This is a genomic window from Pseudomonas fluorescens (genome assembly GCF_041354075.1).
GTDB lineage: Bacteria > Pseudomonadota > Gammaproteobacteria > Pseudomonadales > Pseudomonadaceae > Aquipseudomonas > Aquipseudomonas fluorescens_CE.
On the sequence record NZ_JARZGC010000016.1, the window covers coordinates 68,074 to 94,234 of the forward strand.

General features: G+C 60.9%; 24 protein-coding genes and 1 tRNA gene. 5 read left to right on the forward strand and 20 right to left on the reverse strand.

Annotated features, from left to right (window positions below; genetic code table 11):
* Positions 1-42: 42 nt before the first annotated feature.
* From QIW53_RS19340 to QIW53_RS19375, 8 genes are all read right to left on the reverse strand, one after another.
* Positions 43-924, reverse strand: a complete 882-nt coding sequence (locus QIW53_RS19340; RefSeq protein ID WP_371051239.1) for a transporter substrate-binding domain-containing protein — start codon at positions 922-924, stop codon at positions 43-45.
* Positions 921-1,703, reverse strand: coding sequence for an amino acid ABC transporter ATP-binding protein (locus tag QIW53_RS19345; RefSeq protein WP_192307435.1), 783 nt, complete (start codon positions 1,701-1,703; stop codon positions 921-923). Before QIW53_RS19345 ends, QIW53_RS19340 begins: the two co-directional genes overlap by 4 nt.
* Positions 1,700-2,359 (reverse strand): amino acid ABC transporter permease, encoded by a 660-nt coding sequence (locus tag QIW53_RS19350; RefSeq protein ID WP_192307434.1) that lies wholly within the window; start codon positions 2,357-2,359, stop codon positions 1,700-1,702. Before QIW53_RS19350 ends, QIW53_RS19345 begins: the two co-directional genes overlap by 4 nt.
* A complete protein-coding gene (locus QIW53_RS19355; protein WP_371051240.1) occupies positions 2,340-3,005 on the reverse strand; it encodes an amino acid ABC transporter permease in 666 nt (221 codons plus the stop codon). The genes QIW53_RS19350 and QIW53_RS19355 overlap by 20 nt, the downstream gene beginning before the upstream one ends.
* A gap of 537 nt (positions 3,006-3,542) precedes the next feature.
* Complete coding sequence (locus tag QIW53_RS19360) at positions 3,543-4,325, reverse strand: MetQ/NlpA family ABC transporter substrate-binding protein (protein ID WP_371051241.1); 783 nt, start codon at positions 4,323-4,325, stop codon at positions 3,543-3,545.
* Positions 4,326-4,608: 283 nt separating this feature from the next.
* Positions 4,609-5,529, reverse strand: a complete 921-nt coding sequence (locus QIW53_RS19365) for a sigma 54-interacting transcriptional regulator (protein ID WP_371051242.1) — start codon at positions 5,527-5,529, stop codon at positions 4,609-4,611.
* Between the two features lie 60 nt (positions 5,530-5,589).
* The gene (locus tag QIW53_RS19370; protein WP_371051243.1) at positions 5,590-6,171 is read right to left on the reverse strand and encodes an alpha/beta hydrolase; all 582 of its coding nucleotides are present in this window, start codon (positions 6,169-6,171) and stop codon (positions 5,590-5,592) included.
* Positions 6,172-6,606: 435 nt separating this feature from the next.
* Positions 6,607-7,680 carry a fatty acid desaturase gene (locus QIW53_RS19375; RefSeq protein WP_371051244.1) on the reverse strand — a complete coding sequence of 358 codons (1,074 nt, stop codon included), beginning with the start codon at positions 7,678-7,680 and terminating at the stop codon, positions 6,607-6,609.
* Between the two features lie 100 nt (positions 7,681-7,780).
* Between QIW53_RS19375 and QIW53_RS19380 the strand changes: the two genes are divergently transcribed.
* On the forward strand, positions 7,781-8,785 hold the full coding sequence (locus tag QIW53_RS19380) for an AraC family transcriptional regulator (protein WP_371051245.1): 1,005 nt from the start codon (positions 7,781-7,783) through the stop codon (positions 8,783-8,785).
* A 134-nt stretch (positions 8,786-8,919) separates the two neighbouring features.
* Here QIW53_RS19380 and QIW53_RS19385 read toward each other — a convergent pair whose 3' ends face one another.
* Positions 8,920-9,606 (reverse strand): Crp/Fnr family transcriptional regulator, encoded by a 687-nt coding sequence (locus tag QIW53_RS19385; protein WP_371051246.1) that lies wholly within the window; start codon positions 9,604-9,606, stop codon positions 8,920-8,922.
* An 84-nt stretch (positions 9,607-9,690) separates the two neighbouring features.
* Between QIW53_RS19385 and QIW53_RS19390 the strand changes: the two genes are divergently transcribed.
* Positions 9,691-10,212: an Mpo1 family 2-hydroxy fatty acid dioxygenase gene (locus QIW53_RS19390; RefSeq protein WP_371051247.1), complete on the forward strand. Its 522-nt coding sequence runs from the start codon at positions 9,691-9,693 to the stop codon at positions 10,210-10,212.
* A 109-nt stretch (positions 10,213-10,321) separates the two neighbouring features.
* Here the strand turns inward: QIW53_RS19390 and QIW53_RS19395 are convergent, their stop codons facing one another.
* The 6 genes from QIW53_RS19395 to dibA form a co-directional block, all read right to left on the reverse strand.
* Complete coding sequence (locus QIW53_RS19395) at positions 10,322-11,311, reverse strand: sulfate/molybdate ABC transporter ATP-binding protein (protein WP_371051248.1); 990 nt, start codon at positions 11,309-11,311, stop codon at positions 10,322-10,324.
* Positions 11,312-11,314: 3 nt separating this feature from the next.
* Positions 11,315-12,187, reverse strand: a complete 873-nt coding sequence (cysW, locus tag QIW53_RS19400; RefSeq protein ID WP_371051249.1) for a sulfate ABC transporter permease subunit CysW — start codon at positions 12,185-12,187, stop codon at positions 11,315-11,317.
* A gap of 13 nt (positions 12,188-12,200) precedes the next feature.
* Positions 12,201-13,019: a sulfate ABC transporter permease subunit CysT gene (cysT, locus tag QIW53_RS19405; RefSeq protein ID WP_371051250.1), complete on the reverse strand. Its 819-nt coding sequence runs from the start codon at positions 13,017-13,019 to the stop codon at positions 12,201-12,203.
* A gap of 168 nt (positions 13,020-13,187) precedes the next feature.
* A complete protein-coding gene (locus QIW53_RS19410) occupies positions 13,188-14,201 on the reverse strand; it encodes a sulfate ABC transporter substrate-binding protein (RefSeq protein WP_371051251.1) in 1,014 nt (337 codons plus the stop codon).
* Between the two features lie 69 nt (positions 14,202-14,270).
* Positions 14,271-14,453: a sulfur starvation response protein OscA gene (gene oscA, locus QIW53_RS19415; protein ID WP_007945260.1), complete on the reverse strand. Its 183-nt coding sequence runs from the start codon at positions 14,451-14,453 to the stop codon at positions 14,271-14,273.
* 185 nt (positions 14,454-14,638) lie between these two features.
* Positions 14,639-16,567 carry a phosphodiesterase DibA gene (gene dibA / locus QIW53_RS19420; protein WP_371051252.1) on the reverse strand — a complete coding sequence of 643 codons (1,929 nt, stop codon included), beginning with the start codon at positions 16,565-16,567 and terminating at the stop codon, positions 14,639-14,641.
* Between the two features lie 146 nt (positions 16,568-16,713).
* Between dibA and desA the strand changes: the two genes are divergently transcribed.
* Together desA and QIW53_RS19430 are read left to right on the forward strand one after the other, a co-directional pair.
* The gene (gene desA / locus QIW53_RS19425) at positions 16,714-17,901 is read left to right on the forward strand and encodes a delta-9 fatty acid desaturase DesA (RefSeq protein WP_371051253.1); all 1,188 of its coding nucleotides are present in this window, start codon (positions 16,714-16,716) and stop codon (positions 17,899-17,901) included.
* Between the two features lie 145 nt (positions 17,902-18,046).
* The gene (locus QIW53_RS19430) at positions 18,047-19,036 is read left to right on the forward strand and encodes a GGDEF domain-containing protein (protein WP_371051254.1); all 990 of its coding nucleotides are present in this window, start codon (positions 18,047-18,049) and stop codon (positions 19,034-19,036) included.
* A 72-nt stretch (positions 19,037-19,108) separates the two neighbouring features.
* Here the strand turns inward: QIW53_RS19430 and QIW53_RS19435 are convergent, their stop codons facing one another.
* From QIW53_RS19435 to gabD, 3 genes are all read right to left on the reverse strand, one after another.
* Complete coding sequence (locus QIW53_RS19435; protein ID WP_371051255.1) at positions 19,109-20,323, reverse strand: HDOD domain-containing protein; 1,215 nt, start codon at positions 20,321-20,323, stop codon at positions 19,109-19,111.
* A 138-nt stretch (positions 20,324-20,461) separates the two neighbouring features.
* Positions 20,462-21,739, reverse strand: coding sequence for a 4-aminobutyrate--2-oxoglutarate transaminase (gene gabT / locus QIW53_RS19440; RefSeq protein WP_371051256.1), 1,278 nt, complete (start codon positions 21,737-21,739; stop codon positions 20,462-20,464).
* Positions 21,740-21,927: 188 nt separating this feature from the next.
* The gene (gene gabD, locus QIW53_RS19445) at positions 21,928-23,370 is read right to left on the reverse strand and encodes an NADP-dependent succinate-semialdehyde dehydrogenase (protein ID WP_371051257.1); all 1,443 of its coding nucleotides are present in this window, start codon (positions 23,368-23,370) and stop codon (positions 21,928-21,930) included.
* A 348-nt stretch (positions 23,371-23,718) separates the two neighbouring features.
* Between gabD and QIW53_RS19450 the strand changes: the two genes are divergently transcribed.
* Positions 23,719-23,795, forward strand: a tRNA-Arg gene (locus QIW53_RS19450).
* Between the two features lie 242 nt (positions 23,796-24,037).
* Here QIW53_RS19450 and QIW53_RS19455 read toward each other — a convergent pair.
* Together QIW53_RS19455 and QIW53_RS19460 are read right to left on the reverse strand one after the other, a co-directional pair.
* Positions 24,038-24,343, reverse strand: coding sequence for a DUF6124 family protein (locus tag QIW53_RS19455; protein WP_371051258.1), 306 nt, complete (start codon positions 24,341-24,343; stop codon positions 24,038-24,040).
* Positions 24,344-24,800: 457 nt separating this feature from the next.
* Positions 24,801-26,039 carry an OprD family porin gene (locus tag QIW53_RS19460; RefSeq protein ID WP_371051259.1) on the reverse strand — a complete coding sequence of 413 codons (1,239 nt, stop codon included), beginning with the start codon at positions 26,037-26,039 and terminating at the stop codon, positions 24,801-24,803.
* Positions 26,040-26,161: the final 122 nt, after the last annotated feature.

Below are 26,161 nucleotides of genomic sequence, written 5' to 3' on the forward strand. Positions count from 1 at the left end.
GCTCGCGATGGGGACACACAGATCGTCTGAGGCGCTAGTGAGTTACCCCTGCCACTTGCCACCCTCGACAATCACGCTCTCAGGCTTTGTATCGTCGCTCAGTTCCTTGCGCACGTACTGGTCGTACAGCTTGAGCAGGTATTTCTCTTCACCCAGCTTCGCCAACTCGGCGTTGACCCAGTCACGCAGCTCGATGTTGCCCTTCTTCACCGCCGGCGCAATTGGCGCTTCGGCACCCAGCGTCTGCGCCAGCACGCGATAACCCGGGTTCTGCTTGGCCCAGCTGAACAGCACCAGGTTGTCCTGGGCATAGGCATCGCCGCGACCATTGGCCAGGGCTTGCAGCGACTCGGAGTTCTTCTCGAACTTGAGCAGTTTCCAGTCCGGGTGGTTCTTGGTCAGCCAGATGTCTGCCGTGGTGCCGGTGGTGACGATGGTGGTGCGAGTCGCCAGGTCATCGAGGGTTTTCACCTCGCTGGCCTGTGGCACCAATGCCTGCACCGCGACCTTCAGGTTCGGGTTGGTGAATTCCACCGCCTCCTTGCGCTCCGGGGTCACGGTCATGTTGGCCAGGATCAGGTCGACCTTGTCACTTTGCAGGAATGGAATTCGGCTGGCCGGCTCCACTGCAACGAATTCGATCTTGTTTTCGTCGCCCAGCAGATCCTTGGCGAAACGACGGCCGATGTCGGTATCGAAACCGACGTAACGCCCCGCCTCATCGACGAAGCCGAACGGCGGCTTGTCGGTGAAGACGCCGACGATCAACTTGTCCCGCGCCTTGATCTTTTCCAGGTAGCCGGCCGGCGCGCTGCTTTCGCTGGCGACTTTGGGCTTTGGCGGTTCCTCGGTTTTATTGCAGCCGGCCAGCAGCGCGAGGCCGAGCAGCGGGAGAAGCAAGCGTGAAGCCTTGGCAGTTTTCATGGCAGTTCCAGTTCCTTTGTTTGAGTCGTTTCGGGTAGGGCGGCGACGTAGGAGAACTTCTCCAGGAACTGCTGCGCTCGTGCGGTTTGCGGGTTCGTAAAGAAAATCTCGGGGGGGTTCTGTTCAAGGATTCGCCCGGCATCCATGAACACGATTCGGTCGGCCACGGCACGGGCAAAGGCCATTTCGTGGGTGACGATCAGCAGCGTCATGCCTTCACGGGCCAGGCCCTGAATGACTTCCAGCACTTCCTTGACCATTTCCGGGTCGAGGGCGGCGGTGACCTCATCAAACAACATGACCCTGGGGTTCATGCACAGCGAACGAACGATGGCGATCCGTTGCTGCTGACCACCGGAGAGCTGGCGGGGAAAGGCATCGCGCTTGTCCAGCAGGCCCACCCGCGCCAGCAGGGCTTCAGCCTGGACCTGTGCCTCACGACGTTCGCGCTTTTGCACCTTGACCGGGCCGAGCAGCAGGTTGTCGAGCACGCTCATGTGCGGGAACAGGTGGTAACTCTGGAACACCATGCCGATCTGTTGCCGCACTTCGCGCCAGTCGGTGCCCTTGTCCAGCAACTCGCGACCGGCAAATGCCAGGCTGCCGCCGTGGGCGACTTCCAGGCCGTTGAGGCACCGTAACAACGTGCTCTTGCCGCAGCCGCTGGGACCGAGGATGACGATCACTTCGCCTGAGTTGACGTTCAGGTCGATGCCCTTGAGCACCTGCTGCTCGCCAAAGAACTTGTTGAAACCCTTGAACTCGATCAATGCGCTCATGCTTGCGTCCAGCGCCGCTCCAGCACACGCGAGGCGGCTGACAGCGGGTAGCAGATGAAGAAGAAAAACAGGAACAGGGCGCCGTAGATCAGCACCGATTCGTAGGTGCGCTCGATGATCTGCTGGCCGACCTTGATCACGTCCACCACGCCGATCAACACCGCCAGGGAGCTGGTCTTGATGATTCGCGTGTAGACGTTGATGGTCGGCGGCGTCATGCGTTTCAGGGCCTGGGGCAGCAACACGTAGCCGTAGAGTTGCGGCCCGTTCAGGCCGATCGACAACCCGGCTTCACGCTGCCCGCGTGGTAGCGAATGCAACGCACCGCGCACCACCTCGCCCACTTCGCTGGCGCCCCAGAGCGACAAAACCAGCACCGCGCACCAGAAGCTCGGAAGGCTCAGGCCGAAGAAAATCGGCAGGCCAAAGAACAGCAGGTACAGCCAGACCAGCACCGGAATCGCCCGGAACAGCTCCAGATACACCCGCAGGATCGCGTTCAAGGCTTTTGAATTCAGCGTACGCAACACGCCGTAGAGCACCCCGCCCACCGTGCTGATGGCGATGCTCAGAAAGGAAATCGACAGGGTTTGCGCAGCGCCCTTGCCCAGTTGCGGCAACGACACCCAGAGCAGTTCAAGACCCGAACTGGCCATGCTGGAGCCTCCTTTCCAGACGGCTGAGCAACAGCGACAGCGGTAAAAACAGCAGCACGCAGATCAGCGTCAGCACGGCGAGCATTTCGTAGGTTTTGTAGTAGAGGGCGATGTAGCTTTTGGTGGTGTAGAGAATTTCCGGCACCGCCACCGCCGAAACCACGGTGGTTTCTTTCAGCAGGAAAATGAAATTGGCGAACAGCGAAGGCAGGCTGAGGATGCCCGCTTGCGGCAGGATCACGTAGCGCAGCAATTGACCGTGGGACAACCCGATGGAACGACCGGACTCCAGTTGCGCCGCAGGTACGGCCTCCACCCCGGCACGCAGCACCTCGGTGAGATAGGCTCCGCCGAGGAACGTCATGGTGATGATTGCGGCCGCAAAACCGGACACCTTGATGCCCAGGGCCGGCAACGCGAAGTAGACGAAGAACAGCTGGATCAACAGCGGCGTGTTGCGCGCCAACTCCACATACAGCCCGACCAGGCGCTGCAGGTAAGGCGTGCGGAACACCAGGATCGTCGCGTTGATCAAGGCCACCAGCAGCGACGTGCCGATGGCGATCAAGCCGACCTGCAACGTCACGCCTACCGCAGTGACGAACGCCGGCAGGGTGCTGAGGATAAAAGCGTAATCGAAGTTCATTGAACATCCTGGACGCCGCTCGGTAAGCGACGGTGGTGCGGTCCATGGGCAGTGGGTAACGACCCGGCAAGCACCGACTTTAAAGGTATAAGAAATTAAATTTAAATACCGTTAAAGCATATTGATATCACGCAAAAACCTATCCGCCGAATTGGCCGGCACGCAGGAAGCCGACTACTTTCCTTTGCGCTGCAGGGGGGATCTTTTTCTCGAATCCACCCTCCAAGGATGCACAGCTTCTGGCCGGACCTGGCCGGACCACACAAGGAAGAACATCATGGCTGACGTAAAAGCACCGCAACCACTGGACCCGCAGGACATCCTGAAACTGCTGGTGGCGTTGCGCAGGGCGTTGAAGGCCGGGGTGGCCTGAACACCTGTCCTTCGCGGGAGCAAGTCTGCTCGCGAACAGGCGGTGCCTGTTGCTACAGGCACTGGCTGCACACGGTTACCCTTCGAGAAACGAGCAGGCAAAAAAACGCCGACGCTATCGCTAGCCGTCGGCGTTCGAAACCGTGAAGGGGTTTACCGCTTGAATCAGAACGCCGGCAGTACCGCGCCGCTGTACTTCTTCTCGATGAAGGCTTTCACTTCAGGGCTGGTCAAAGCCTTGGCCAGTTTCTGGATGGCTGCGCTGTCCTTGTTGTCCGGACGAGCGACCAGGAAGTTCACGTACGGCGAATCGGCACCTTCGATCACCAGCGCGTCTTTAGCCGGGTTCAGGCCTGCTTCCAGCGCGTAGTTGGTGTTGATCAGGTCCAGGTCGACTTCTTTCAGAACGCGCGGCAGCAAGGCCGACTCCAATTCCTTGAACTTGAAGTTGTGCGGGTTCTTGGCGATGTCTTTCGGCGTCGACAGGGCGTTGCTCGGGTCTTTCAGCTCGATCAGGCCAGCTTTCTGCAGCAGGATCAGGGCACGGCCGCTGTTGCTGCCTTCGTTTGGCAGGGCGATGACGGCGCCGTTTGGCAGCTCGGACAGGGATTTGTATTTGCTGGAGTAGCCGCCGAAAGGTTCAACGTGAACGCCGATCACGGTTTCCAGGTTGGTGCCCTTGCCTTTGTTGAAGCTGTCCAGGTACGGCTTGGTCTGGAAGTAGTTGGCGTCCAGGCGCTTTTCGGCAACCTGTACGTTCGGCTGAACGTAATCGGTGAATACCTTGATCTCCAGGTCCACGCCTTCTTTGGCGAGGGTCGGCTTGATCAGCTCCAGAATCTCGGCGTGTGGAATCGGGGTCGCCGCCACCACCAGTTTCTCGCCAGCCTGGGCCAGGCCTGCGGTCAGAGCAGCCGCCAATGCGGTAAACAACAGAACCTTTTTCATGCAGTGTCCTTATCGAAAATCACGGTCGTCATCGACGACGGCTATTAGTACGTGTGCCAGTGAAGTGCTATCGCTGGCGTGGAGCGGACAATACCGGGATTTTATATTCCCGAACAATATCTTTTATTCACTTTCATATTCCATTTTACTCATACAGCTCTAAATCGCCGATCCTGTAGGAGCGAGCATGCTCGCGATGGACTCCAAGACACCGCGGGGCACCTGATGCCCCACGTTATCGTTGACCACCATCGTCGGAACGCCGCCCGGAGCATGCTCGCTCCTACAGGGGGTCCAACTCGCTCAGGAGATTTCGAATGGCTTCCCTTTCGGCCGCAGAGCCGTTGGCCAGGATCAACTTGAGCTGATGCTCGACCTGCGTCAGCGAATCCGGAAGGTTCAGATGCTCCGGCAGGATCTCGTCACCGTGACTCACCAACAATGCGAAGTGAATGACGTTTTCCAGTTCGCGGGTATTGCCCGGCCAGTTGTGGCGCTCGAGCACCCGTTGCGCGGCCTCGCTGATCAGCGGCACTGGCAGGTCGAGGCGCTGGCTGTAGATCCCCAAAAAATATTCGGACAGCGACAGGATATCGCCGACCCGCTCGCGTAGCGCCGGCAGTTCGAGCTGCCCCTCGCTGAGGTAGTGATAAAGCCGCTCATGGAATTTTCCGGCGGCCACCGCCTGCGCCAGGTCGATGCTGGTCGCCGCGACCAGGCGCACGTCCACCGGGCTGGGGTGCGTGGCGCCCACGCGAGTGACTTCATGATTTTCCAGGGCGGCGAGCAACTTGATCTGGATCGGCAGTGGCAAGTCGCCGATCTCGTCCAGGTAGAGCGTGCCGCCATTGGCCGAACCGAACCACCCGGCGCGGCTGCTCGCCGAGCCGCTGTGGCTGCCGGCCGCATAGCCGAACAGCTCGGCGTCGGCGTAGGTCGGGCTGATCGCGCCGCAGTTGACCGACACGAACAAACCGCCGCGATCACTGGCGCGGTGGATATGCCGGGCCAGCAGTTCCTTGCCGCTGCCGGTTTCGCCGCGGATCAACACCGAAATCGAACGCGGCGCCAGTTGCTCCAGCTCCTCACGCAACTGGCGCGAGCGCGGATCGACGAACACCAGGGCCTTGGCGCGGATGCTCAGGGGACTTTTTTCGGCATCGGGGAAGGTCAGCAGAGGCTGGCCGAAGGTTTCAAAACTCATGGCAGGCTCCCGCCCCAAACCGCCGGGAGACGGGGAGGCGTTTCTAAAAAAATGACGAATTCAAGCGCGGCGCAGCGCGTGGTGCTCCATGCGGTTCTGCAGGCGGTAGAGATAAGCAAACCCCTGCTCCCAACGCTGATGCCCGGACTTCACATTGATGTGCCCGGCACCCGACAGGATGCCCGCCTCGGCGCCCCAGTGACGCGCCAGCTCCAGCGCACGCGGCGCACTGACGGCGCTGTCGTTGTCGGAGCTGACCACCTGGCTGGGAAACGGCAAGAGGTCGGTGGGGATCGGCGCAAAGTTGCGCAGCGCCGGCGCGCAGGCCGGACGCTCGACATCCGCAGGGGCGACCAGCAGGGCACCGCGCACCTGACGCAGCACGTTCACCGGCGCTGTGGCGGCCCAATGCGCCACCGTGATGCAACCCAGGCTGTGGGCGATCAGGATCACCGGGGTGCTGTCGGCGGCGATCGCTTCGGCCAGCGCGGCCACCCAGTCTTCACGACGCGGCGTCAGCCAGTCGGCCTGCTCCACCCGTGCGCTGTTCGGCAGGCTGTTCTGCCAATGGCTTTGCCAATGATCTTCTGGCGATCCTTGCCAGCCCGGCACAATCAGGTAGCGGATTGATTCGTTGCGCATGGGGGACTCTCCTGCGGCATGTCTGTTGCTGACCGAGTATAGGGAGGAGAGTTATATTCGTTAAGGAATAAGAAGCTATTTATTAAGACCTATATTGAATAACAAAGCGCTTTCTGTGGGAGCGGGCTTGCTCGCGAAAGCGGAGTGTCAGTCGAGATAGATAACCACTGACCCTCCGCTTTCGCGAGCAAGCCCGCTCCCCACAGGGGGATTGTGTTTCCTGAGAGAATAAAAAAGGGACCGCACCCTGCCAAGGAGACGGCCCCGGAAACTCCACGTTGTAGCGCGATGATTGGCTGAAACGGATATCCAATAAAGGAATATTTAATTACCTTGTCAGATCCGGATGGCATATACCATTCACGTTCCAAGCCTCAACGTAGCGCTTTTCCGGGTCAAATTGATGACTAGCGTCTGAGTGTCCGGGAGCATCGATCACGCCTGTGCCGTGCGCACCTCCTGCGGTTCGACACTGTTCTGGCGAACGAAGCGGTTGGCTCGCGCAAACGTGCCGAAATCATTGAACCGCACACCCATCTCGCGCATGACCTTGTGCGCCACCGGCACGGTCATCTGGCGGATGTAGAACGGCTCCTTCACCACAAAATGGTGAATCCCGTGGCTGCTGCCGAAATTGAAGCAGAACGCCTGCAGCGGCCACAGCCACCAGGGGTTCAGCACCTGGCACTGCTGCATCACGTTGCCCGGCTCGACATCGCCGTAGTAGTGCATGTTCGAGCTGATGAAGTGCAGGCAGAACGTGCGCAGCACGTTCGGACCGATGATCACCACAACGGCGATATCGATCACGCCCATGACCGACAATGTGGTCGCCGACCAGTCGACGCTTGTCCCCAACAGGTAGGCCACGCCATTGGCGCCATGGAAGCCGAGAAACAGGTACCACGCCCCCCAGTGCAGCAACGCGAGCGGCGCGTAGACCTTGAGCACGCGCTTGAGGATGCCGAACCTGTGGGCCCAGGTTTTGGCCCGCAGCAAGCGAATGAACGCCGACATCATGTTGTCGCCCACCATCAGCAACCGGGCAATGCCCCAGGGCTCGCCGTTGGTGATCGCCCGCTCTTCCATGTCCGCTTCCGTGCCGGACAGCTTGTGGTGGTTGAGGTGCAGTTGCCGGCGAATCCAGGGATTGATCGTGCTCGGCCGCGCCAGCCACACCAGGCCCATCATCAGGTTGTGCGCCAGGCGCTGCTTGCGAAAGTACATGCTATGGATCAGGTCGTGCTCCAGCTCATGGGTCAGCGAGGCGAAAAACGCGTTGAGCAGCAAACAGGCCCACCACGCCATGTAGCCGCCGAGATACAGCGCCGCCGAGCCCACCATCCCCGCCAGGGCGAACGCCAGAATCCCCGCACCCAGTGCGTCCTGGTGGTTGAGAATCGGGTAGCGCTGGCGCAGCTCGACGCCCCTGGCCAACACCACTTCGCGAATGTGCGCCGAGCGCTGGGCTGCATTCAGTCGCTGGGGACTTGCAGAAGTACCTTCCATGCTTCCATCCTCTGGTTATTGATGTCTGCATCCTGCCCTGCGAACCCTCGGCACGCGGTAGCCGTAGACGCCAACCTGTTGACCGGAAGCGCCAATCAGCATGACTGAACCGACCTCCCTCGCCAGCTGGACCCGCGCCCTGCGCAAGCAACTCGATGCGCTGGGCCTGGACAGCACCGCCCTGTGCCAGCAGGCCGGGCTCGACCCGCAATGGATGGACGACCCCAACGCCCGCTATCCGTTGTCCGGCACCACGCGCCTGTGGGAAATCGCCGTGCAGGTCAGCGGCGATCCGGCGATCGGCCTGCGCGTGTCGCGCTTCGTCAGCCCGACCACCTTCCACGCGCTGGGCTACGCCCTGGTGGCCAGCGGCAGCCTGCGCGAAGTGTTCGAGCGCATCGTGCGTTATCACCAGGTGGTCAGCGATGCCCTGGAGCTTGAGTTGAGCCGCACCGAGGACCGCTATCGCTTTCGCCTGAAGATCCCGCCCGGCAACCCGGCGCCGGCGTTCGAAGCCATCGACGCCTTCGCCGCGATTTATGTGCGCACCTGCCGCAATCGCCTGGGCCGTGACTATGCGCCGCTGGCGGTGTATCTGCGCCGCCCGGAACCGGCGGACGCGCATCAATGGCACAAGGTCTTTCGCGCCCCGGTGTATTTTTCGGCCGCCGAAGACCGGCTGGAATTTTCCCTGGTGGATTTCGACAGTCACCTGGACGACGCCAACCCGGAACTGGCCGAGCACAACGAAACCGTGCTCAAGCGCACCCTGGCGCAACTAAAGCCCCTGACCTGGGAACGCAAGGTCCGTGACGCCATCGAGGAGCAATTGCCCGAAGGCGAGCCCAGCGCAGAGCACATCGCCCAGGCCCTGCACCTGAGCCTGCGCAGCCTGCAACGGCACCTGGCGGACGAAGGCTGCCGGTTCGACACCTTGCTCAACGAAAGCCGCGAAAACCTCGCCCTGCTGCACCTGCGCGATCCGCAATGCTCGCTGAGCGAGATCAGTTACCTGCTCGGATTTGCCGACACCAGCAGCTTCAGCCGGGCGTTCAAGCGCTGGACCGGGATGACGCCGGGGCAATTTCGGGATGGGTTGCGCTGATGTCGCTACATTGCCTCACATCTGCCCTTGTGGGAGCGGGCTTGCTCGCGAAAGCGGTGTGTCAGCTTGCACAGAGGTAACTGATAAACCGCTTTCGCGAGCAAGCCCGCTCCCCCATTGAATTGCCTCGGCTTTCAGATCGCCGCCAACGCCCGCAACCGCTCGGCATCGAGGATGACGATCACGCCGTACTTCAGGTTCAGGATCCCCTGCCCTTGCAGTTCCTTGAGGATCTGGTTGGTGGTCTGGCGCGACAGCGACAGCATCGACGCCAGTTGTTCCTGCGGCAATTGCAGCACCCGCCGGGGCGGGTCGAGTTCGCCGTAGCCTTCGGCAATCAACAGCAGGCGATGGGCCAGGCGGGCCGGTGCCGGCATCAGGCTCAGTTGTTCAAGGTTGATGAAGGTCAGGCGCAGTTTCTGGCTCATCAGCAGCGCCAGTTGCCGCCAGTACAGCGGGTACTCGTCGAGCAAGGCCAGCAGCACCGATTGCGGGATGTGCAACAGGGTGCATTGGCCCAGGGCAAACGCATCGTGGGTGCGAGGCTGGCCGTCGAACAGGCAGATTTCACCGAACCAGTGTGGCGGCTCCACCAGACTCAACAGCGCCTCCTTGCCCTGCTCGCTCACCGTGCCGATGCGCACCGCGCCTTCGAGCACCGCATACAGGCCGCAGGGCGGGTCGCCGCGCTTGAACAGGCGTTGCCCCGACGACAGACGCCGCAGCCTGGCGGCGGCCAGCAGACTATCCTGTAAGGACGCCGGCAGATGGCAGAACCATTGGCCGGTCATCAGGCGCGAACGCCAAACCTGCATGTCCATCGAAACTCCTGGAAATTGTCGCCTGGCTGACAGAGCGAACGCCGAACCCGGGGCATGATCGACCACCCTACAGGAGGAATAACAATGAAAAAAAGCCTCGTTGACCATCTCGGCCAATACGCCGCCTATCACCGTGACCCGCGCAACATTGCCAGCCACTTCATCGGTATCCCGCTGATCGTCGTGGCGGTGGCGGTGTTGCTCGCGCGCCCGCAGTGGGGCGGCGGCTGGCTTTCACCGGCGGTGCTGGTGGCCTTGGCGTCGGTCTGGTTCTACCTGCGTCTGGAATTGCGCCTCGGGCTGGTGATGAGCGTGTTGATGGCGCTGTCCGTCTGGGCCGGTCATGTATTGGCGCAACAAAGCACCCTGGTCTGGCTGGCCAGTGGCATCGGGCTGTTCGTGGTGGGCTGGGCGATCCAGTTTGTCGGCCATTACTACGAGGGACGCAAGCCGGCGTTTGTCGATGACGTGACCGGGTTGATTGTCGGGCCGTTGTTCGTGGTGGCGGAGCTGGCGTTTTTGCTGGGGATGCGGCGTGAGTTGAAAGAGCAGATCGAGGCGCGGGTGGGTGGGGTGCGGGTCAATCCGAATCGCGCTGCGGCTTAGTACGCCATCGCGAGCAAGCCCGCTCCCACATTGGATCGGTGTCGTACACAAACTCTGTGACCGACCGACCCAATTGTGGGAGCGGGCTTGCTCGCGATGCTTTTCGCTTTTAAAGGTTAGCGACTTTCTGCCAGACCTTCGGCTTGAAGAACAGGGTTTCGCCCTTGGCCAGCCCGATCAGGCTGTCGTGGTCCTTCACCACTTCGGCCTCGATCAGATCGCTCTGCCCTTCGACCTTCAAGGTCACCCGAGTGGTCGCGCCCAGCGGACGGATATCGCGCACTTCGGCCGCGTGGTGATCGTCCAGTTCGTGCCGCGACAGCGACACTTCGTGCGGCCGGAACAGCACGTGATTGTCCTCGCCCAGGTGCAGGCGGTTCGAGTCACCGAGGAAGTGGTAGACGAAATCGCTGGCCGGGTTTTCGTAAACGTCACCCGGTGAGCCGATCTGCTCGATCACACCCTTGTTCATCACCACGATGCGATCGGCCACTTCCATCGCCTCTTCCTGGTCGTGGGTCACGAACACCGAGGTCAGGTTGATGTCCTCGTGCAGGCGCGCCAGCCAGCGCCGCAGCTCCTTGCGGACCTTGGCGTCGAGGGCGCCGAAAGGTTCGTCGAGCAGCAGCACTTTCGGTTCCACCGCCAGGGCACGGGCCAGCGCGATACGCTGGCGCTGGCCGCCGGACAGTTGCTCCGGATAACGGTCCGACAGCCAGTCCAGTTGCACCATGTTCAACAGCTCATGGACCTTGGTCGCGATCTGGCTTTCGTTCGGGCGCTGGTTCTTCGGCTTCATGCGCAGGCCGAACGCGACGTTGTCGAACACCGTCATGTGACGGAACAGGGCGTAGTGCTGGAACACGAAACCGACGTTGCGATCACGCACATCGTGGCCGGAGACGTCCTCGCCGTGAAACACGATATTTCCCTGATCCGGGGTTTCCAGGCCGGCGATGATCCGCAGCAGCGTGGTCTTGCCGCAACCCGAGGGGCCGAGCAGCGCCACCAGCTCGCCGCTCTGAATGTCCAGGCTGATGTTGTCCAGGGCCTTGAACGCGTTGAAATTCTTGCTGACTTTACGCACTTCGATCGACATGAATTATTCCTCCGCGGCGCTGGCGCGCAGGCGGTTAATACGGTTTTCGCTCCACTGCTTGAGCAGCAGGATGAAGAGCGCCATGATCAGCAACAGGCTCGCTACCGCGAACGCGGCCACGTGGTTGTATTCGTTGTAGAGGATCTCGACGTGCAGCGGCAAGGTGTTGGTCACCCCGCGAATGTGCCCGGAAACCACCGACACCGCACCGAATTCACCCATCGCACGGGCGGTACACAGCACCACGCCATAGATCAGGCCCCATTTGATATTGGGTACGGTGACGTGCCAGAACATCTGCCAACCATTGGCGCCCAGCAGGCGCGCGGCTTCTTCTTCCTGAGTGCCCTGTTCCTGCATCAACGGGATCAGCTCCCGCGCCACGAACGGCACGGTGACGAAAATCGTCGCCAGCACGATGCCCGGCAGGGCGAAGACGATCTGGATGTCGTGATCGGAAAGCCACGGACCGAATAGGCCCTGGGCACCGAACATCAGCACATAGACCAGACCTGCGATCACCGGCGATACCGAGAACGGCAGGTCGATCAGCGTCACCAGGATGCTTTTGCCACGGAACGAGTACTTGCTCACGCACCACGCCGCGCTAACCCCGAACACCAGGTTCAACGGCACCGAAATCAGCACGGCGATCACCGTGAGTTTCAAGGCCGAGAGGGCATCAGGTTCAAAGATCGCGGTGAAGAAGGTACCCAGGCCATTCTTCAAACCCTGGGACACCACGATGAACAGCGGCAACACCAGGAACAGGAAAAACACCAGCCAGCCGAGGCCGATCAGAATGCGCCGCGACGTGGCACTGCCACGGCGGGCGGCGTTGGCCGAAGAGGCGGCCGCAATAGACGATTGGGACATGGTTCGCGCCTCCTTATGGGGTTTCGATACGGCGTTGCAGCAGGTTGATCAGCAGCAACAGGACGAAGGAAACCACCAGCATCAGCACGCCAATGGCGGTTGCACCGGTGTAATCGTACTGGTCGAGCTTGACCATGATCAGCAGCGGCAGGATCTCGGTTTTCATCGGCATGTTGCCGGCGATGAAGATCACCGAACCGTACTCGCCGACGCCCCGCGCGAACGCCAGGGCAAAACCGGTCAACCAGGCCGGCAGCAGCGCGGGCACCAGGATATGGCGGAACACCTGCAGCGGCTTGGCGCCCAGACAGGCAGCGGCCTCTTCCACTTCACGGGGAATGTCGGCCAGTACCGGCTGCACCGTGCGGACCACGAACGGCAGCGTGACGAAGGTCAGCGCCAGCGTGATGCCCAGGGGGGAGTAGGCGATCTTGAAGCCCAGGTCCGCCGCGAACTGGCCGACCAGGCCGGCCGGCGCGTACAACGCCGTCAGCGCAATACCGGCCACGGCCGTGGGCAAGGCGAACGGCAGGTCGATCATCGCATCGATGATCTTGCGGCCCGGGAAGGTGTAACGCACCAGGACCCAGGCGAGCAGCGTACCGATGATGCCGTTGATGATCGCGGCGTACAGCGCGGTGCCAAAGCTCAGTTTCAATGCCGCCAGTACCCGGGGCGCCGAAACGATCGCCCAGAACTGATCCCAGGTGAGTTGAGCGGCGTGCACGAACATCGCCGCCAGCGGAATGAGCACAATCAGACTGAGGTACACCAAGGTGTAGCCCAGCGTCAGCCCGAAGCCGGGTATGACGGGGGAGATACGACGCGACATAAAAGTCCTTGGTTGAAAAGCGTTCTGGCAAGTTCACCCCATGTGGGAGCGGGCTTGCTCGCGAATGGGCGTTATCATCCAACATTTATGTCGTCTGACACACCGCATTCGCGAGCAAGCCCGCTCCCACAGGTTACGAGCCTGCTACCAGGCTCGGTGTGAGTCAGATTACTGCGCCTGATAGATCTGGTCGAACACGCCACCATCATTGAAGAATTTAGGCTGCGCTGTTTTCCAGCCGCCGAAATCCTTGTCGATGGTCACCAGTTCCAGTTTCGGGAACTGCTGGACGTACTTGGCCGCCACGTCCTTGTCCCGTGGGCGGTAGAAGTTCTTCGCGGCGATTTCCTGGCCAGCCGGGCTGTACAGGTGCTTGAGGTAGGCTTCGGCGATCTGCTCGTTGCCTTTTTTCTGCGCGTTCTTGTCGACGACCGCCACAGGCGGCTCGGCCAGGATCGACAGCGACGGCACGACGATTTCGAACTTGTCGGCGCCGCCGTCTTCTTTCAGGGCCAGGAAGGCTTCGTTTTCCCACGCCAGCAGCACGTCACCCTGACCGTTGTTGACGAAGGTGATGGTCGAACCGCGAGCACCGGTGTCCAGCACAGGCACGTGCTTGAACAGGGTTTCCACGTATTGCTTGGCCTTGGCTTCGTCGCCGCCGTTGGCTTTCAAACCGTAGGCCCAGGCCGCGAGGAAGTTCCAGCGAGCGCCGCCGGAGGTTTTCGGGTTGGGGGTGATGACCGACACATCGTTCTTGACCAGGTCGGCCCAATCCTTGATGCCTTTCGGGTTGCCTTTGCGCACCAGGAACACGATGGTCGAGGTGTAGGGGGTGCTGGCATCCGGCAGGCGCTTCTGCCAGTCGGCCGGCAGGGTCTTGCCCAGTTTGGCGATTTCGTCGATGTCACCGGCCAGGGCCAGGGTCACCACGTCGGCACGCAGGCCATCGATCACCGCGCGGCCCTGCTTGCCCGAACCACCGTGGGACTGCTGGATTTTCACCGTATCGCCCGGGTTGCTTTGCTTCCAGAAGTTGGTGAACTCAGCGTTGTAGTCCTGATACAGCTCGCGGGTCGGGTCGTACGACACGTTGAGCAACTCGTAATCCTTGGCAACCGCGGAACCCGCAAAAAGGGCACTGGCCAGGGCGGCCAAAGCGAAATGACGAATCGACGACATGGTGAAAGCTCCTGGAATTCTAAGTGTGTTGGCTTTTTTTATGTGGGCGGGAATCGGGTTGCCGGCAGCTCAGCTCGGTTTGTTGCTCGGGTTCTGCAGACGGAATTTTTCCTTGCGCTCGATCTGGACGACCTGGGCGTTGTGCACAGTGATTTCCACCGCACCGAAACGCAGATCGCGCAGCGCGCTCTGGATCTCACGCAAAATCGTGGCTTCGTCTTGACCGTCAACGCTACGCAGGGATGCGCTCATGGTGCTGCTCCTTCGACTGTGGGGTTGCCCGGCAGTCTCCGGGACTGCTTGCGGCGTGAGTCCAATAGTAGAGAGGTGCAGATATTCTTAAAAAGACTATTTAAGAATGTTTATATAACTGAAGAGCAGCTTTGAGCCCCAAGCCTTGAGTGGCAAGCTCCGTGTGGCCCCGGAGCTTGTGGCTTTTAGCCAGCGACGGGGATAGTCGGCACGCGTGCCCAGTCCAGTTCCACGGCCGGTACCGGGCGGCCGAACCAGTAGCCCTGGCCCAGGTCGCCACCCTGTTCAAGGATGAACGCCGCCTGCTCGGCCTGCTCGATCCCCTCGGCATGCACCTGCATGCCCATGCTCTGCGCCAGGGCGATGATGACCCGCACGATGGCGCCATCGTCCTCGTCCCAGGGCAATCCGGCGACAAAACCCTGGTCGATCTTGAGCTTTTGCACCGGCAAGCGCTTGAGGCGCAACAACGAGGAATAACCGGTACCAAAATCATCGATGGCCAGCCGCACGCCGAGTTCGCGCAGGCGGTACATCTGCTCCAGCGCCACTTCAGGGTCGTCCATGACCGCGCTTTCGGTCACTTCCAGCTCCAGAAACGCCGGGTCCAGGCCGGTGTCGTGCAGCGCCTGCGCCACCTGCTGATACAGCTCGTGGCGAGCGAACAGGCGTGACGAGACGTTCACCGCCACAAACGACAACGCCAACCCCGCCCGTAGCCACTGGCACATCTGCTCACACGCATGGCGCATGACCCAGGCATCGATCTCGGCGATCAACCCGGTCCGTTCGGCAATGGGGATGAACTCCGCTGGCGAAACCAGCCCCCGTTGCGGATGCTCCCAGCGCACCAGCGCCTCGACGCCCACCAGGCGACAACTCTTGAGGTCGTGCACGGGCTGGTAGTACACCCGCAATTCATCCTGCTCCAGCGCCCGACGCAACTCGAACGCCGTCTCGACGCGCTGCTGCGCATGGGCGGTCAACTCTTCGGTGTAGAGGGCGTAGCCGTCACGGCCAGCGCTTTTGCTCTTGAACAAGGCCGAGTCGGCGTTGCGCAGCAGTTGCTCGGCGCTCAGCGCATCGCCGGGAAACAGGCTGATGCCGATGCTGGCGTTGATGAACAACTGGTGCCCGTCGATCGGGAACTGCTCCTTCAGGCCATCGAGGATGCGCTGGGCCAACGCAGCCGCCTGCACCAGTTGTGGACAGTTTTCCGCCAGCACGGCGAATTCGTCACCGCCAAGCCGCGCCAGGGTGATGCCGGGGCCGAACATCGCCTTCAGACGCCTGGCCACGGCCTTGAGCAGTTTGTCGCCGATGGTATGGCCGAGGCTGTCGTTGATCATCTTGAAGTGATCCAGATCGATCAGCAGCAACGCGCAACCGCGTTTGTTGATCTGCGCCGATGCCAGGGCCTGCTGGGCCCGGTCGGTGAACAGCAGGCGATTGGGCAGGTCGGTCAGCGGATCATGATGAGCCAGGTACTTGAGCTCGTGCTCGGAGTCCTTGATCTTGCTGATGTCGGAGAACACCGCGACGTAGTGGCTGAGTTCGCCGTGGTCATCGCGGATCAGGCGGATGGTCTGCCACTGTGGGTAGATTTCCCCGCTTTTGCGGCGGTTCCAGATTTCGCCGCTCCATTCGCCCGTGCGTTGCAACGACTCGAACATGGCCTGGTAGAACGCCGCCGGATGGTGACCGGACTTGAACATCCGGGGTTCCTGCCCCAGGACTTCCTCACCCTGGTAACCGGTGATTTGCATGAACGCGCGGTTCACATGGACGATCACACCCTTGCGGTCGGTGACGAGCACTCCTTCGCGGGTGCAATCGAACACCGCAGCCGCCTGGCGCAAGCGCTCACGGTCCGCGTGGTGCTCGCGCAATGTCGCGCCAAAGCCCAGGCAATGCAGCAATTGGCTGCGAGCCAGGAAAATCAACCCGGCGCTGAACAGCACCCAGACGTAGCCGTTGATCAGTTGCCAGCGCAACTGCTCGTCAGAGTGATCGAAGAAGCTGTTCAATAAATAACCACTGAACTGCAGCCAGATCACTGACAGCAACAGGTAAAGCAGTGCCGCACGCAATGCGACGCGATAGGTGGCAGACATTTGCTGCTGTCCCTGTCTCTACAAAAGGTTCGAATTATAGGTCAAGTAACATCCAGAGACTCTTATCTGAAAGGGCGACTGGTTTTATCTGTGTGCTCAGTGATAATGCAACGGCTGTTCTTTCTTTTACGAGGGCCCTATAGCCTATGTGGTACCAAGGTTTTCTCGGCTTGTCGCCCTGGTCGCTGGTGGCAGTCACCCTGCTGATGACCCACATTACGATCATTGGTGTCACGGTCTATCTGCACCGTTATTCAGCCCATCGCTCCCTTGAGCTCAATGCCGGCCTGAAACACTTTTTTCGCTTCTGGCTGTGGCTGACCACTGCGCAGAACACCCGCGAGTGGACCGCCATCCACCGCAAGCATCACGCCAAATGCGAAACCGTCGATGATCCGCACAGCCCGGTCATCAAGGGCTTGTCCACGGTGCTGCGTACAGGCGCCGAGCTTTATCGCGCCGAGGCGGAGAACCCCGAGACCCTGCGCATCTACGGCAAGAACTGCCCCGAGGACTGGATCGAGCGCAATCTGTACAGCCGTTTTCCGCGCCTGGGCGTGGCGCTCATGGCGGTCATCGACCTGCTGCTGTTCGGCACCCTCGGCATCACGATCTGGGCCATCCAGATGATGTGGATTCCGATCTGGGCTGCCGGCGTGGTCAATGGCCTGGGCCATGCCGTCGGCTACCGCAACTTCGAGTGCCGCGATGCCGCGACCAACCTGGTGCCCTGGGGCATCCTGATTGGCGGTGAAGAACTGCATAACAACCATCACACCTACCCCAACTCGGCAAAACTGTCGGTTAAAAAATGGGAATTCGATCTGGGCTGGGCCTGGATCCAGGTGTTCAGCTTCCTGAGGTTGGCCAAGGTCCAGCGGGTGGCACCCATTGCCCACCGGGTCGAAGGCAAGGGCAACCTCGACATGGACACCGCCATGGCCATCCTCAACAACCGCTTCCAGATCATGGCCCAGTACCGCAAGCTGGTGATCGCACCGCTGGTCAAGCAGGAGCTGGAAAAGGTCGATCATTCGGTCCGCCACCAGTTCCACCGGGCCAAACGCCTGCTGTCGCGGGAAACCAGCCTGCTCGACGACAAACACCACCTGCGCATCCAGACCATGCTCGAACACAGCCACGCGCTGAAGGTAATTTACGAGAAACGGCTGGCCCTGCAGCAGATCTGGGTCAAGACCAGCGCAAATGGTCACGACATGCTGGCCGCGATCAAGGAATGGGTACACGAGGCCGAAGCCAGTGGCATCCAGTCCCTGCGCGACTTTGCCGACCAGTTGAAAACCTACTCCCTGCGCCGAGGCGCCACTGCCTGACACCGTTGATCGGTGCGCCCGGTTTTGCGGGCGCACCCTTCGGAACTTCGCTGCGAATCCCCTATCTCAAAGACACTTCGCCACTACGGCGGGCCTGGCTGTGGTCGCTGCCGAACACGCAGCTTGCCCTTTGAGATATGTGTCGATGGTCAACAAGCACCTGCAAGACTCACCCCTGCCCCAATGGCCCGAGGCCGCGCAAACCCTGATGGCATTGATGCATGCCCAGGGTGAAGTCGCACGCCTGAGCGAACGCGAACAGTTGTTCAGCGCCTTGCTGGTGACCGTTAACGCCGTGCTCTGGGCGTTCAATTGGGAAACCTGCGAGGTGCTCTACGTCAGCCCCGCCTACGAACGGATTTTCGGACGCTCTGCCGGCCTGCTGCTGGCCGACTACAACCAGTGGCGCGACAGCATTTACCCTGACGATCTGGAGTACGCAGAGCGCAGCCTCGCCGAGGTGCTGGACAAAGGCGCCGTCGAAGATCGTGAGTACCGCATCATCGCCGCCGACGGCCAGGTGCGCTGGCTCAGTGACAAGTGCTTCATCAACCGCCAGGCGGAACCGGGACAACCGGTGATCATCGTCGGCTTTGCCGAAGACATCACCGACAAGAAAAACATGGAAAGCGAGCTGCACCGCCTGGCCACCATCGATGTCCTGACCCAGAGCAGCAACCGCCGGCATTTTTTCGATTGCGCCCACCGCGAGTTCGAACTGGCACGCCAGCAAGGCGGGCCGCTGGCGTTCCTGTTGCTGGACATCGATGACTTCAAGCTGATCAACGACACCTATGGTCACCCGGTCGGCGACAGGGTGCTGCAACAGATTGCCGAGACCGGGCGCGGCGCACTGCGTCGTGGCGACGTGTTCGGGCGCATTGGCGGTGAGGAATTTGCAGCCGTGTTCCCCGGCTGCGCTCCCGACATGGCCCTGCAAGTGGCTGAACGTCTGCAGCGAGAGATTCAGCGTCTGAGCTTCACCCATGAGCAAAAGACGTTCGGCATCACCGTCAGCCAGGGCCTGACCAACCTGACCGCTGAGGATGCCAACATCGAAAGCCTGTTCGCCCGGGCAGATGCGGCGATGTACGAAGCGAAGCGTCAGGGCAAGAACCGGATTATTTCCGGCTGATAGCCCGACTGGGCACTACCGATTTTTTGAGCGACCATAGAACCAGACTCGCTCCCACAAGGGAAATGTCGGCTATTTCCTGCGCAACCGCTCCAGCTCAGGCAAACCGATCTTGAGCAACCGCGCCGTCCGGCTTTTCGCCAGTTCCTCAAGCCCTTCATGCTCGTTCAGGCGCGCCAGCTGCGCTGCCATGTTCATCACCAGCGCCTCGCGGGAATAGACACCGCCACCGAGCTGATACACAGCCGCAATCAGCTCGCGCAGCTCCAGTGGCAGGCGCCAGCGGGTGCGCAGCGCCGAGCCGTAGGCGGCGCCGAACTCGACCAGCGCCTCGCCGATTTCTTCCTGATCATCCAGCGCCCCGCCGGCCTGTCGCCATTCCTGCAAACAGCGCAGCAACGCCAGATCGCCGAGGCGGTGCAGCATGCCGGCGCAATAGCAGCGCTCCTGGTCCAGATCCAGCAGGCGTGCCAGGGTGCGCGCGTATTCGGCGGTGTGCAGCGAGAGGTCCCAATAACGCTCCGCGTAATCCGCCAGGACCGGATCACTCAGTTGCGCGCTGCGCTTCAACGCCAGGCCAAGTATCAGATTCATGCTCTGCCCGGTGCCCAGACGCTGCAGCGCCTGGGGCAGGGTCTGCACGGCAGTGCCACGGTGCTGGGCCGCACTGTTGGCGGCGGCGATCAGCACTGCGGTGATCTGTGGATCGTTGCGGATCTCCTCCTCCAGCCGCTTCAGGTCGAGGCCGTTGGGGTTCAGGCTGCGCTGGACCGCCAACTGCACGTCGGTCATCAGCGGCGCGCCGTCGGTGAGTTCGCGCCGACGCTCCAGAAACACCGACAGGGTCATGCCCGGCGCCAGCGCCGGGACTTCGCAGAACACCTCTTCCCCGGCGTTGAGCAGCAAGCCCTGCAAACGCTGGGTCAGGCTGCCCATATTCAACGGCTTGGTCAGGTACGCGGTGGGCGCCAGCGGCAAGGCTTCGCGCACGCTGGCGCTGTCGCTGCGGTTGCTCATCAGGATGAACGGCAAGGGTGGATTGCGTTTGCGCTGGCGAATACCGCGCAGGACGTTCAAGCCGTCCACGCCCGGCAACTCCCAATCGGCAATCACCAGGTCGTAAGCGTTCTCCGCCAACCGTGCCAGCGCCTCCTTGCCGTCGGCGCACAGGTCCAGGCGCGCATCGCAACGCACCTTCAGCAAGACTTGCTTGAGCAGATCCCGCGACCAAGGATCGGCCTCGGCAATCAGCACCCGGGGTACAGCAGGTAGATCAACAGCAGTCATGCACAAAGCTCCCTCTCTATAAGTGCACCTTAGTCAATGCCGGCGATTCGAAACAGACCAGCGTGTTTCGAAGGCGAAAAAAAACCCGCCGAAGCGGGTTTTTGTCGAACAGGTCACACATTCATCGTCGCGCTGCAATCACAGCTCGGAGAAGCACTCTTCGATGATTGCCAGGCCTTTGTCCAGTTGCTCGTCCGGCGAGGTCAGCGGTACCAGCACGCGCAGAACGTTGCCGTAGGTGCCGCAGGACAGCAGGATCAGGCCCTTGTCGCGGGCCTTGGCCACAACCGAGGCCACGGCGGCAGCGTTTGGCTTGTGGCTGTCGCCGTTTTCGAACAGCTCCACAGCGATCATCGCGCCCAGGGCACGGACTTCGCCGATCACCGGGTACTTGGCCTGGATGGCTTTCAGGCCAGTCACCAGACGCTCGCCCACCGCCTTGCAGCGGTCCAGCAGGTGCTCTTCTTCGAACACTTCGATCACGGCCAGCGCTGCGGCGCAAGCGATCGGGCTACCGGCGTAGGTGCCGCCCAGGCCGCCTGGCGCGATGGCGTCCATGTACTCGGCCTTGCCGCACACACCGGCCAACGGGAAGCCGCCAGCGATGGATTTGGCGAAGGTGGTCAGGTCGGCGGCCACGCCCATCTGCTCCATGGCGAAGAAGGTGCCGGTACGGCCAGCGCCGGTTTGAACTTCGTCAGCGATCAGCAGGATGCCGTGTTGGTCGCACAGGGCACGCAGGCGCTTCATGAACTCTTTCGGCGCGACGTAGAAACCACCTTCGCCCTGAACCGGCTCGATGATGATCGCAGCGATGTCCTTCGGCTCGGCGTCGTTCTTGAAGATGCGCTCGATGCTGGCGATCGAATCATCGATGCTCACACCATGCAGTTCGTTCGGGTACAGGGCGCGGAAGATACCGCCTGGCATCAAGCCCATGCCGGCCGAGTAAGGCACGACTTTACCGGTCAGGCCCAGGGTCATCATGGTACGGCCGTGATAAGCGCCGGTGAAGGCGATCACGCCGGCACGACCGGTGGCAGCACGAGCGATTTTCACGGCGTTTTCCACCGCTTCCGAACCGGTGGTGACCAGCAGGGTTTTCTTGGCGAAATCACCCGGCACCTTGGCGTTGATTTTTTCGCACAGTTCCACGTACGGCTCGTAGGCCAGTACCTGGAAGCAGGTGTGGGTCAGCTTGTTCAGTTGCTCGGTCACGGCAGCGATGATTTTCGGGTGCACGTGGCCGGTGTTCAGCACGGCGATGCCGCCGGCGAAGTCGATGAACTCGCGACCTTCGACGTCGGTCACGGTGGCGTTCTTCGCCGACTCGGCGAAGATCGGGTGAATCTGGCCAACGCCACGTGGAACAGCGGCGACACGGCGGGCCATCAAATCTGCGTTAGTCTTGCTCATTACAGTCCTCATTCACCGCTCATCGGGCGGCGTTGTTCAAGGATGACGCGGCGGGGAGTCAACGGTGGCAGCATGCGATGATCGACTGCCACAGCGTTCCCGGCCGCAAAGAAATTGCCGTTTGAAGCGGCGCAAAGGGACAGCGCTCTCGTGCCCTTTGCGCTTGAAGCCATGCCTTGCCAGGACGTTTAGATGCCCAGGCAGAGGTATTTGATTTCCAGGTAATCTTCGATGCCGTACTTGGAGCCTTCGCGGCCCAGGCCCGAGGCCTTGATGCCGCCGAACGGCGCGACTTCGTTGGAGATCAGCCCGGTGTTGACGCCGACCATACCGTATTCCAGGGCTTCAGCCACGCGGAAGACACGGCCCAGGTCGCGAGCGTAAAAGTACGAAGCGAGGCCGAATTCGGTGTCGTTGGACATCGCGATCACTTCCGCTTCATCTTTGAAGCGGAACAGCGGCGCCAATGGACCGAAGGTTTCTTCCTTGGCCACGGCCGCATTTTTCGGCACGTTGGTCAGGATGGTCGGCTCGAAGAAGTTGCCTTCGATGGACTTGCCGCCGGACAGCACGGTCGCGCCTTTGGACACGGCGTCGGCAATATGCTCCTGCACCTTGGCCACGGCTTTCTCGTCGATCAGGGGACCGGTGGTGGTGCCTTCTTCCAGACCGTTACCGATCTTCAGCTTGGCGACCGCCGCTTTCAGCTTCTCGGCGAACGCGTCGTAGACCGAGTCCTGGATGTACAGGCGGTTGGCGCAGACGCAGGTCTGGCCGTTGTTGCGGTATTTGGAAATGATCGCGCCTTCGACGGCCTTGTCCAGGTCGGCGTCGTCGAACACGATGAACGGCGCGTTGCCGCCCAGTTCCAGGGACACTTTCTTGATGTCCTTGGCGCATTCGGACATCAGTTGACGACCGATCTCGGTGGAACCGGTGAACGACAACTTGCGTACGGTCGGGTTACCGGTCAGCTCGCTGCCGATGTCGCCGGCGCTGCCGGTCACCACGCTGAACACACCGGCCGGGATGCCGGCGCGCTGGGCCAGTTCGGCCAGGGCGAAAGCGGAGAACGGGGTTTGCGAAGCAGGCTTGAGCACCATGGTGCAACCGGCGGCCAGAGCCGGGCCGGCTTTACGGGTGATCATCGCGGCCGGGAAGTTCCACGGGGTGATCGCGGCGGTCACGCCGATCGGCTGCTTGATCACGATCAGGCGCTTGTCGGGCTGGTGGCCGGGAATCACGTCACCGTAGATGCGCTTGGATTCTTCGGCGAACCACTCGATGAAGGACGCGGCATAAACGATTTCGCCCTTGGCTTCGGCCAATGGCTTGCCCTGCTCGAGGGTCATCAGGCGCGCCAGGTCATCCTGGTTCTCGATGATCAGTTCGAACCAGCGACGCAGCTTGTTGGCGCGGTCCTTGGCGGTCAGTGCACGCCAGGCCGGCAGCGCCTTGTCGGCGGCTTCGATCGCACGGCGGGTTTCGGCAGCGCCCATTTTCGGCACGGTGCCCAGGATTTCGCCCGTCGCCGGGTTGTTGACCTTGATCGTCTGACCGTTGTCCGCATCGACCCAAGCGCCATCAATGAAGGCTTGCTGGCGGAACAACTGGGTGTCTTTAAGCTGCATGTCGGCTTTCCTTAACAGCGCCGCGCACGCGCGGAGCAAATTATGATTGTAGAAAGGCGCCTCAAAGGCGGCCGTCAGGGAAATCATTCACCGGGCTGAAGCACATAAATAGCGCACGCAATGGACTCGTACGGTTCAGCACCCAGACAAGAGCGTTTGAAATCTCAAACGAATCCTAGGATCAACGGGGGTAAAGGACAATAGCCTGTTCGAAAAAAAGAACGAAAACCCCGGCTTTGCCGCTTTTTTCAGATCAGCGTAGCAAACCCGGGTTACGCTTTGAAAAAGCGCCCTCGAATCAGCAGCATGGACGCCCGCAGTGCATATGAGTATCATGGCGCCCGCATTGCACCAGTAGCTCAGCTGGATAGAGTACTGCCCTCCGAAGGCAGGGGTCGTGGGTTCGAATCCCGCCTGGTGCGCCATAGTCAAAACGAGAAAGCCTCAGGCCTCACGGTCTGGGGCTTTTTTGTGGGCGACATTCGAGATCCGTCGTCGCCCTCCTCGAAACAGCCTGTGTCTAAAATTTGCAGGCATCAGATGAGTTGTGGGACGAGGCAACCGTCAAGGCAAACTTGACAGTTCTAGTAGATGATTCGCGACCATTAAGGCGCGAGCTGGGGGTTTAATAGCCTCACGCGAGCATGCTCGCTCCTACAGTAGGGGGTCAGGTTTGGGTTTGTTGGCGGGCGAAGATGGCAGCCATGGCGGGGTCGTCGAGGTGATCCAGGGCGCGTTCTACCAGCAGGTGGACGCCGTCGGCCATGCGGTTGATTGCCAGGGCTACCGAGCGGCTTGAGCCGTCCACTTCGTCGGCGAGGTCGGCGGCGAGCGCGCGGATGGACAGCAGGTCTTCCGAGGCGTTGGCGAGCAGGGTTTCGGTGTTGATGTTGGGGCTGACGGTGAAGAGCGAGCCTTGGCTTGCAGGTTGCTCTGGTTCGGTGACGGGTGGATCGGGGATTGATTTGGACATTTCTCAGCTCTCTTGAATGAGGCCGCGACTACTTCGCTACTAAACGAAATGGAGGCAGCTGCGCGCAGGTTAGTAGACCGATGAGCTAAGAAATCGGCGCGCCCGAGGGCGCCCTACGCACAGCCGCCATCGAATGCAGGACGGAGTCCAGACTGATGGGCGCCTTGTACGACTTAGCAAAGACGGGCTACTAAACCCGATCACTGACAACCAGTGACGCGAATCAAATTACCGACCCGTCCCAAAGCGCACAAGCCGGCGGATTCTGGCGTAGCCGTAGGCAACGGCGCAAGAATTTGTAGCTTGCGGGAAGTAACGCGGAGCCTGCGTTAAACATCGCAATTTTTCTGCAGGAGCGAGCTTGCTCCGGGCGGCGTTTCGACGGGCAGGCATCAGATGACGCGGGTGTTCAGGTTGCCCGCGTTATCGTTGACGTCCATCGCGAGCAAGCTCGCTCCTACAGAGAAAAGGTGTAGCTGACGATCAGGCGGGTTTCGTCCAGGTCGTTGCCGAAGTTCGATCTGACGGTGGCGTTCCTGACTTTGAAGCCGAGGTTTTTCAGGGAGCCGCTTTGGATGACATAGCCGATGTCGGTGTTGCGCTCCCACTCCTTGCCGGTGTTGTTGCCGGCGACCAGGACGTTGTCGCCGCTGACATAGCGGCTCATGAAGGTCAGCCCCGGGACGCCCAGCGCGGCGAAGTTGTAGTCGTAGCGCAGTTGCCAGGACTTTTCCTGGGTGTTGGCGAAGTCGTTGATCTGGACGAAGTTGACCAGATACGGGTCGGAGTTGGCGATGTAGGGAAACGGGTCGTCACCGCTCATGTGCTGGTAGGCGGCGGTGAACACATTGGCGCCCAGTGTGTAAGCGACTTGCCCGTTGGCCGCGCGGTTATCCAGGCGGCGGAAGTTGCCGTCTTCGCGGCTGCTGGAATAGCGCAGGTCGAACTTCAGCGCCTGTTGCGCCGCCAGCGGTACTTCGTAGACCACACCGCCGAAGACCTGGCTGTAAACGTTTTCCAGGTTGCCGTAATACAGGCTGGTACTCAGGGCCTTGGTGAAACTGTAAGTACCGCCGGCAAAACGGAAGTCGTCACTGACACCGCCAATGCGGTTACCGGTGAAGTCCTGATAATCCGAAGAACTGTTGAACTTGATCTGTTCCAGTTTGCCCCCTTGCAGCACTAACTGGTCGATCTCTTTGGACGTCACCAGGGCGCCTTCGAACGTGGCGGGCAACAGGCGCGTGTCGTTGCTCGACACCACCGGTGTGCGCAAGGTCAATGAACCCACCTTGAGCAGCGTTTCGGAGATCCTGGCCTTGGCGGTGACTTCGAGCTTGGAATATTCGCTCTGCGACCCGCGACCGTTTTTCGAACTCAGATCAGCCGGCAGCAGGCCCGTACCGCCGGACCCGTCACCGCCGTCGAGTTTGAGGCCGAGCATGCCGACCGCATCAACCCCCAGCCCCAGCGTGCCTTCGGTGAACCCCGATTCGTATCGCAACATGACGCCCTGCGCCCACTCGGCGGCGTGGTCGCGCTGGGCAGTAGGCGGGCCATTGCGGAAGTCTCGGTTGAAGTAGAAGTTGCGCAGTTCAACGCTGGTTTTGCTGTCGGCAAGAAACTCTGCAGATGCCGTTAAAGGGAAAATCAGGGCGCAAGTACCCGCCAATGCATAAGCCTTGTTGATTGACATGCTGTTAGTTGCTCCAGATAACGGCAGAGTGATGGATTGAGTTTTATCGTTGTTTTTATTTCAAAGTGGCATCTACCCTTTTCTGCGGACAGCACGCGGCAACCGGGTGTTTAAACCGGTGC